The organism is Flavobacterium beibuense, assembly GCF_004151245.1.
GTDB classification, from domain to species: domain Bacteria; phylum Bacteroidota; class Bacteroidia; order Flavobacteriales; family Flavobacteriaceae; genus Flavobacterium; species Flavobacterium beibuense_A.
Map to the genome: position 1 here is coordinate 105,229 of NZ_JUIW01000008.1, position 8,450 is coordinate 113,678.

The 8,450-nt window shown below is 39.5% G+C and carries 2 protein-coding genes; both read left to right on the plus strand.

All coding sequences use genetic code 11. The annotated features are described in order from the left end of the window. The first annotated feature begins 61 nt into the window (after positions 1 to 61). Complete coding sequence (locus NU09_RS12190; RefSeq protein ID WP_129751573.1) at positions 62 to 6,088, plus strand: gliding motility-associated C-terminal domain-containing protein; 6,027 nt, start codon at positions 62 to 64, stop codon at positions 6,086 to 6,088. Between the two features lie 3 nt (positions 6,089 to 6,091). After that, on the plus strand, positions 6,092 to 8,434 hold the full coding sequence (locus NU09_RS12195) for a type IX secretion system membrane protein PorP/SprF (RefSeq protein WP_129751574.1): 2,343 nt from the start codon (positions 6,092 to 6,094) through the stop codon (positions 8,432 to 8,434). Positions 8,435 to 8,450: the final 16 nt, after the last annotated feature.

An 8,450-nucleotide genomic window follows, 5' to 3' on the forward strand; every position in this document is an offset into this window, starting at 1 on the left:
ATTTAATGAGTGTTTTGTCGATTTGTTTTTTTGATAAGAATTTGTTTACATAGGTTTATTCTTGAAAGTTGAAATTCGCCAAAACATCAACTATAGGATGCACAACCTTTTTGTTAGAAAATATCTATTATTCTACTATTTAGTAGTTTGTGTAGGGTTTGTTACTTGCGGTTACTCGCAAATAACAATCTCTACACCGGGTGTAGGCTTTACTCAGGCCTGTGCATCAGCCAGTTCAGGTGCATTTAATTTCTCATTTTCGTTTTTCCCTCCGGCTAACCTTGGGCCTACTAACCAGTTTATAGTGGAGTTATCAAGTCCAACAGGAGATTTTTCTTCACCTACCATAGTAAAAACATTAACAAATACAACATCACCGGTATCAAGCAATTTTGTATTTCCTCCTAATACCTACGGAGATGGTTACAGGATAAGGGTAAGAAGTACCGATCCGGTTAAGATTAGTGCGCCAAGTGTGGCCTTTTCGGCTTACTATGCGGTACATAACCAGCCATTTTCTGTAAATGGTAACGTAAGTACAGTAAATTTATGCGGAGGAGGTAGTCAGGTATTACAGATAGATAATACAGGTACTCCTGCTTCACCCTTGTATTATCCGCAATTAACTTATATCTGGTATAAAGATTATGTTGAAATACCGGGAGAGACAGGTAGTAGTATTACAGTTTCTCAGGCGGGTTCTTATTATGCCATTGTAGATTATGGGCCTTGTGTCATGAATTCCTACTCTAATATAATTCAGGTCAACGCACAATCAATACTCAACCCTACAATACAATCGGCCGGGAATCAAACAACAATTTGTCCCGCCAGTAACATTTTGCTCACCAGTGTCCTCCAGCAATCGGGCTATACATATAAATGGTACAAAGACAATGTTTTAATACCCGGAGCAACCTCTGCTACATACGCTGCCACACAAGGCGGTGTTTATCATTTAGTATTAACAAGTAACGGATGTAGCTTCGATTCTAATTCCATTACACTGAATACTACCGATTTTACTTTAGATATAGATCCTGCCGTTTCTACTTCAATTATACCAGGGGAAACGCTGACCTTGACAGCTATAACAGATGCGATTTCGCCAACAATAGCTTGGTATAAGGATAACGTATTGATTTCGGGAGCTAACGGACTTACTTTAAATGTTACTCAGTCTGGTGATTATAAAGTAGTAGTTACACAGCCTACCCCTTGTAATATTGTTAAAGAGGCGACAGTAAGTATTGAATATCCTTCTAACTTTAATTTACAGATACAAACATCTCCTGCGTATGTGTCATGCAGCAGTACAACTGTAGATCTTTCGATTTCTCAGTTTGATGCAACACTTTTAAGCGGCGTAACAAGTCTTATAGGCAATTCCTATGGTTATGCCTATCAGTGGTATAAAGATGGGGTTGCTGTCTCAGGAGGTACAGGAACTGGTTTAACACTAAATAATCCTGCTTTAAATGGTAGTTATGAATTAAGGATAACAATGCCGGGTTACGGTGTTATTGTATCTAATGCTATTACTATTAATTTAAGTGCGCCTACGCCTGTAATTTCAGGAAGTTCAATTTTATGTGACAGTGGTACGGTAACACTAACTTCTAATGTAACTTCTCCTAATTATACTTACCAATGGTATAAAGACGCTGTTATTATTCCGGGAGCAACTACATATAGCTATACTGTAAATGCGGAAGGTGATTATTACATGGCTGTAACTGCAGGTGCTTGTACACAGCAGTCAAACACAATTAGTGTAGTTCAGGATGAAATAACAATAAGCAGTAGCACTCCTGCATTGGATTTAATACTACCGGGACAAACAAAACCACTAACTATTACTACTGATGCCAATGGGCCTCAATATTCATGGACCAGAGATGGCGTTCCTGTTGCGGGTACTACTGCAACCCTTAATGCTACACAGGATGGTGAGTATGTAGTAACGGTAACACAAACAGCAGGTTGTCCGGAAACGGCACAGTATACTTTTGTGCTTGAATATCCGACAGGATTTAACGTAACTATAGCGCCTCAGGCAGGCTACCTTGCCTGTACGAGCACAAGTGCAACACTTGAAATAACAAGTTTTATAGCCACAACATCATTAGGAAATGTACCTATGACTGATTTGGGTTATACATACCAATGGTTTAAGAATGGTGTTGCAGTAGCAGGTGCTACCACACCAACACTTAATATAACCAGTGCGGCTGAAAATGGTAATTACTACTTACAGATTACAATGCCTGATTTTGCGCCTGTTGTATCTAATACAGTAAATATAAATCTTGCGGTTCAATCAGTAACTATAAGTGGTAATACTACAATTTGTTCGGGAGGAAACACTTTGCTATCATCCAGCTTAACGGCACCAACTTATAGCTTCCAGTGGTATAAAGACGGAGTTTCTATACTTGGGGCAACTTCATCAACTTATTCGGCAAATGCAAATGGTAACTACTACATAACAGTAGGTAATGGTACCTGTAACATGCAGTCGAACACCTTAGTTGTTACCACCGAAACAGTAACAATAAACAGTAGTACTCCAACACTGGATTTAATACTGCCGGGAGAAACAAAACCATTAACTGTTACTACAGATGCCAACGGGCCTCAGTATTCATGGACCAGGGATGGCGTTGCTATTGCAGGCACTACTTCAACAATCAACGCTACCCAGGATGGTGAGTATGTTGTAACGGTAACACAAACAGTAGGCTGTGCTGCAACAGCACAATATACTTTTGTACTTGAATACCCAACAGGCTTTGATGTTACTATAGCTCCTCAGGCAGGTTATTTAGCGTGTACCAGTACAAGTGCTACGCTGGATATAACAAACTTTATTGCTATTACACCATCCGGAAATGTGCCAATGACCGATTTAGGTTATGCATATCAGTGGTTTAAGGATGGCGTTGCCGTGGCAGGTGCTACTACGCCAAGTTTAACCATAACAAGTGCTGCACAAAACGGCAACTACTATTTGCAGGTTACGCTTCCGGACTTTGCACCTGTTGTATCGAATACGGTTAATATAAACCTTGCGGTACAAACGGTAACTATAAGCGGTACTACTACAATTTGTTCAGGAAGCTCTACTGTGCTTTCATCAAGTTTAACAGCACCAACTTATAGCTTCCAGTGGTATAAGGATGGTGTTGCGATACCGGGTGCTACTTCTTCAACTTATTCTGCAAATGCTGAAGGTGATTACTACATAACAGTAGGTAACGGTACCTGTAACATGCAGTCTAATACTTTAACTATAACAACTGCGGTTGTAAATATAAACAGTAGTACTCCAACACTGGATTTAATACTACCGGGACAAACAAAAACATTAACTGTTACTACAGATGCCAATGGGCCTCAGTACTCATGGACCAGGGATGGCGTTGCTATTGCGGGCACTACTTCAACAATCAACGCTACCCAGGATGGTGAGTATGTTGTAACGGTAACACAAACAGTAGGCTGTGCTGCAACAGCACAGTACACTTTTGTGCTTGAATACCCAACAGGCTTTAATGTTACTATAGCTGCTCAGGCAGGTTACATTGCCTGTACCAGTACAAGTGCTACGCTGGATATAACAAACTTTATCGCTATTACACCATCCGGAAATGTGCCAATGACCGATTTAGGTTATGCATATCAGTGGTTTAAGGATGGTGTTGCCGTGGCAGGTGCTACTACGCCAAGTTTAACCATAACAAGTGCTGCACAAAACGGTAACTATTATTTACAGATAACACTTCCTGATTTTGCACCGGTTGTGTCAAATACGGTAAACATAAACCTTGCGGTACAAACAGTAACCATAAGCGGTACAGCTACAATTTGTCCGGGAAGCACAACTTTACTTTCATCAAGTTTAACAGCACCAACTTATAGCTTCCAGTGGTATAAGGATGGTGTTGCAATACCGGGAGCCAACTCAGCAACATACTCTGCAAATGCAGTAGGTGATTACTATATTACGGTAGGTAACGGTACCTGTAATATGCAGTCTAATACTATTACAGTTACTTTAGAAACTATTTCGGTAAACAGTACTAACCCCGTAGTAGATATAATACTGCCGGGACAAAATAAACTTATTACTGTTACTACCGATGCTATGGGACCTCAGTACTCATGGACAAGAAACGGAGTTGCTTTACCTGAAACAACAGGTACCTTAACCGCAACTCAGGATGGACAGTATGTTGTGACCATAACCCAAACTATGGGTTGTACTACAACTACGCAAATGACATTTGTTTTGGGTTATCCTACAGGCTTTACAATAGCTATAGCTCCGGATACATCTTATTCACCTTGTGCGAGTACATCGGTAGATTTAGATATATCGAGTTTTATTGCTATAACTTCTGAAGGTAATATCCCAATGACTGATTTAGGATATGCATACCAGTGGTTCCTTAACGGTGTTGCCATACCGGGAGCTACATCACCGTCTTATACTGTAAACGATGCCAGTCAAAATGGTAATTACAGGCTACAGGTTATTATGCCTGGTTTCTCTGCCTTACTGTCTAACACAGTATCAATAACATTGAGTATAGGTACTGTAGATATATCGCAAAGTGGCTTGCTTTGTCCGGATGATCCGCAGGTAGATCTTACTTCAAGTGTAACTATTCCTTCTTATGGTTATGAGTGGTTTAAAGACGGTGTTTCTGTTGCTACAGGTAATAACCCTGTATATACAGCTACAGCAGAAGGTGAGTATTATGTGGTAATAACAACTCCTAGCTGCTCATTTGTTTCTAATATCCTTGACTTGGTATTGAGTGATTTCAGTTTAACTCCGGACACTCCTCTGGAAGATGTTATTATACCGGGAGAGAATAAGTTACTGTCTGTTACTACAGATGCTTTATCACCAATATTCACATGGTATAAAGATGGTGTTCTTATACCAGCCGAGACTACATCTTCAATTTATGTAAGTACAGAGGGTGAATATAAAGTAGAAGTTAAGCAAACACAGGATTGTAGTATTGTAAAGGAACTTACCTTTATACTTACTTATCCGTTAGGATTTGATATACAAATTGCTCCCGATGGGGATTTTGTGGAATGTGCCGATACAGCCACATCACTAAATATAGTTGTATTTGATGCCTTGAGCCCTATGGGTGGCACCATAGATATACTGGATAATAACTACGGTTACGGATACCAGTGGTATAACAATGGTACTCCTATACCGGGAGCAACAGGAACAAGTATTGCCGTAAACGAAAGCGGCGAATATTACCTTGAGGTTACAATACCTGATTTTGGTCCTATTCCTTCAAATACAATAACTGTAAATCTTGGATTTATTGATAATGTTACCATAGCTACAAACGATGTATTTTGTGCAGATGGTACCACGATAAATATAACTTCTAATGTTAATGATAGTGCTTATACCTACAGATGGTATAAAGTGGGAAGCAGCACAGTGATAGGTAACAGTAACTCTATTACGGTTACCGAAGGCGGAAGCTATTTTATGGAGGTAAGCTATGAGAACTGTACCATTTCTTCTAATGTACTGGAAGTAATACCATATGATATGTCTCAGGTAGCGATAAGTACCGGACCTACATTTGATCTTCCGGAAGGAACAACATCAACAATTACTGCAAGTGGAGCCGAAAGCTACGCATGGTATTTAAACGGGGTGGTTGTTTCAAATTCTCCAAGTGTTGAGGTTTCACAAGGTGGTTTATATACCGTAGTGGCAACTGTTGGAGAATGTGAAGAAACAAGAGAAGTAATGGTAAGCGTAGTAGAAAACAATGTTATAGCCATACCTAATACAATCACACCAAACAACGACGGTAAAAACGATAAGTGGGCATTGCCTGCAAAATATGTAAACAAGGACAATGTAGAAATTGTGATATATGCCCCAAGTGGTACAATTGTATTCAGGGCTTCAAATTATATGAATAACTGGCCGGAGAGTGATTTTACATATTCCACAAAAAGTCTGGTGTACTATTACACCATTATGGAAGATAATGAGATTACAAAGAGAGGCTCTATAACTATTGTTGAATAACGGATGATAAAAAACTACCACTCCTTATTTTTCATATTAGTTTTTATAGCCGCTTTTACAAAGGTAAGTGCTCAGGATGCACCTGTAGTTACTTTTAATATTCCGTACCAGAACAATTTAAAGTTTAACAGGTTCTTATACAATCCGGCTTTCTCTTTTGTTAGGGAAGATAACACATACGTTTCGCTATATCACCGTAACCAGTGGGTACAGTTTGACGATTCGCCAAAGGTATATATGCTAACGTATACCGGACGATTTTCAGATAAGTCTGGACTTGGTTTTGGTCTTTATCAGCAAAACGTTGGGGTGATAACCAGTTTTGGGGGAGTAGCAAACTACTCTTACAACATAAGGCTTCAGGAAAGAATGAACCTTACTCTTGGTTTTAACATCGCTTATTATAATAGCGGGGTTAATAAAATAAGGACTGTAACAGGTGAGCCGGACCCGCTGATAATGGAGCTTAGAAATAACTCATTGGTTAGTATCAAGCCAGGGATAAACTTTAATTATAAAGATTTTGACCTGGGAGTGTATGCAGAGAATGTTGTGGATTACGATTTTAAATCGGATGAGATGTCAGAAAAGTATACTGACAAAACATATTCCATGCACCTTATGTATACTCATAAGATGGTTGCCATGAAAGACCTTTTTAAGGATAGCGATTTTAATCTTGGCCTGCGAGGTAAGATGAGCGAGTTATACGGTTTTAGCCTTAATGGTTTTTTACTGGTAAACTTTCCAAGGTTAGGATGGCTGCAAACCTCGGTAGATAATTATTATGGGGTTGGAATAGGTGCAGGTTTCCACTTAACCAAAAGGCTTTCCTTAGGTTATACCTATGAGAGGACTGTGAAGGATGGATTAGTAAACCTGGGCCCCTCGCATGAAATTATCATGTCGTTTAAGCTAAAAGATAAACTTAGTATAAGGCAACAAAATAAAAAGGCTGGCGATACGCTGGCTCAACTGGAGGAGAAACTTAAGGAAGATGAGGTTGCAGAAGATGAGGGGGAGGAAGAGGAATATTTAGAGAAAGGAGCCGACCTTGAAAAACTGAGAATGGAACTTGATGAGGATAGTCAGTATTTACTTGATGCCTTAATTAGAGAAGACTCCATAAACAAAATAAATAAGGCAGAGTTTGATAACAAGGTTAAAAATCTTAAGGACTATGCAAAAAGGGAACAGGCAGTAAAACTGGAGAGGGCAAAAACCGAAATGCTTAACATGAAGAGGAAAGACCCGGGAGAAGAAGCAATTGAGCCTCAAACGGTGGAAGATCTTAAAAAAGCAAGAAGCGGATATTATGTGGTGTCAACACCTCCTAATGCTAAAAGCGAAGACGAAGTAATAATAGAACGCTATGACAATTTTACTGAGGCAGCACTGGCCTTAGAAAAGAAGAAGGAAGAGAAAATTGAAAAAAACCCTTACCTGATTCATGTGGAAGACAGCTCTGATGCAGAAGAAGAGAACATAAGAAGAAGGGAAAGAGAAAATGGCGTTTCGGGCAGAAGTTCTGGTAAAGGAGGTCAAAAAAGCTCGACAGCAAGCCAGCCAAAACAAGGAGGCAGTAACCCAACAGCGTCAAGATCTGGCAGCTCATCAGGTAATAGCTCAGGAGGTGGGAATATAGTGAGCCCCGCTGCTGTAATAACAGAAGGAGCAGTGGTTGCAGCAAAGAGTGGTAACAGCGGAAATGCCAACAGCACAGATGGAAATAATGAAGAGGGGAGTGTTATGGAAAGCGAAATGGCAAATGAAATTGTAAAAGCTAATAATGCAGAGGTATTGCCGCAAAGTAATAACGCAACAGCGGGCAGGCCTACACAAGCAGGAGCTGTAAGCAATGCAAATAATAGCGGTTCAAATAAGGATAATAACCAACTAACTAATAATACTAAAACAAAAGCAAATGAACAGGTACCAAACGCAACGCGGGAAGCGAAAACAGGATCTAAACCTCCTTCAGCACAATACATAAGAAAGGAAGAAGATCTTACTACAGAGCAGGAAATAAAGGATTATTATGCTGCCAAAACTGATTTAGTAAGACAGGCACCAAAAAGAGGCGATGTCCTCATGATTAAAGATGTTGAGCCGGGCTATTATGTAATAGCAAACGTGTTTAGTGAACAGGAAAATACTGATAAGTTTATTAATAAATTAAAGGATAGGGGAATAAAAGCAGACTTTTTCCTAAACCCTCAAAACAATTTCAGATATGTATATCTTAAAAAACACACAAGCTGGAGAGATGCACTCATCTCATACTATTCAAATGTTAATAATACCTACTTTGATACAGTATGGCTAATGAGCATCAATGTGAACTAAACCGATAAACCAACTG

What these genes read in the sequence shown, in the direction of transcription:
- NU09_RS12195 (WP_129751574.1), top strand. Translation starts at nt 6,092, where the DNA reads ATGATAAAAAACTACCACTCCTTATTTTTCATATTAGTTTTTATAGCC.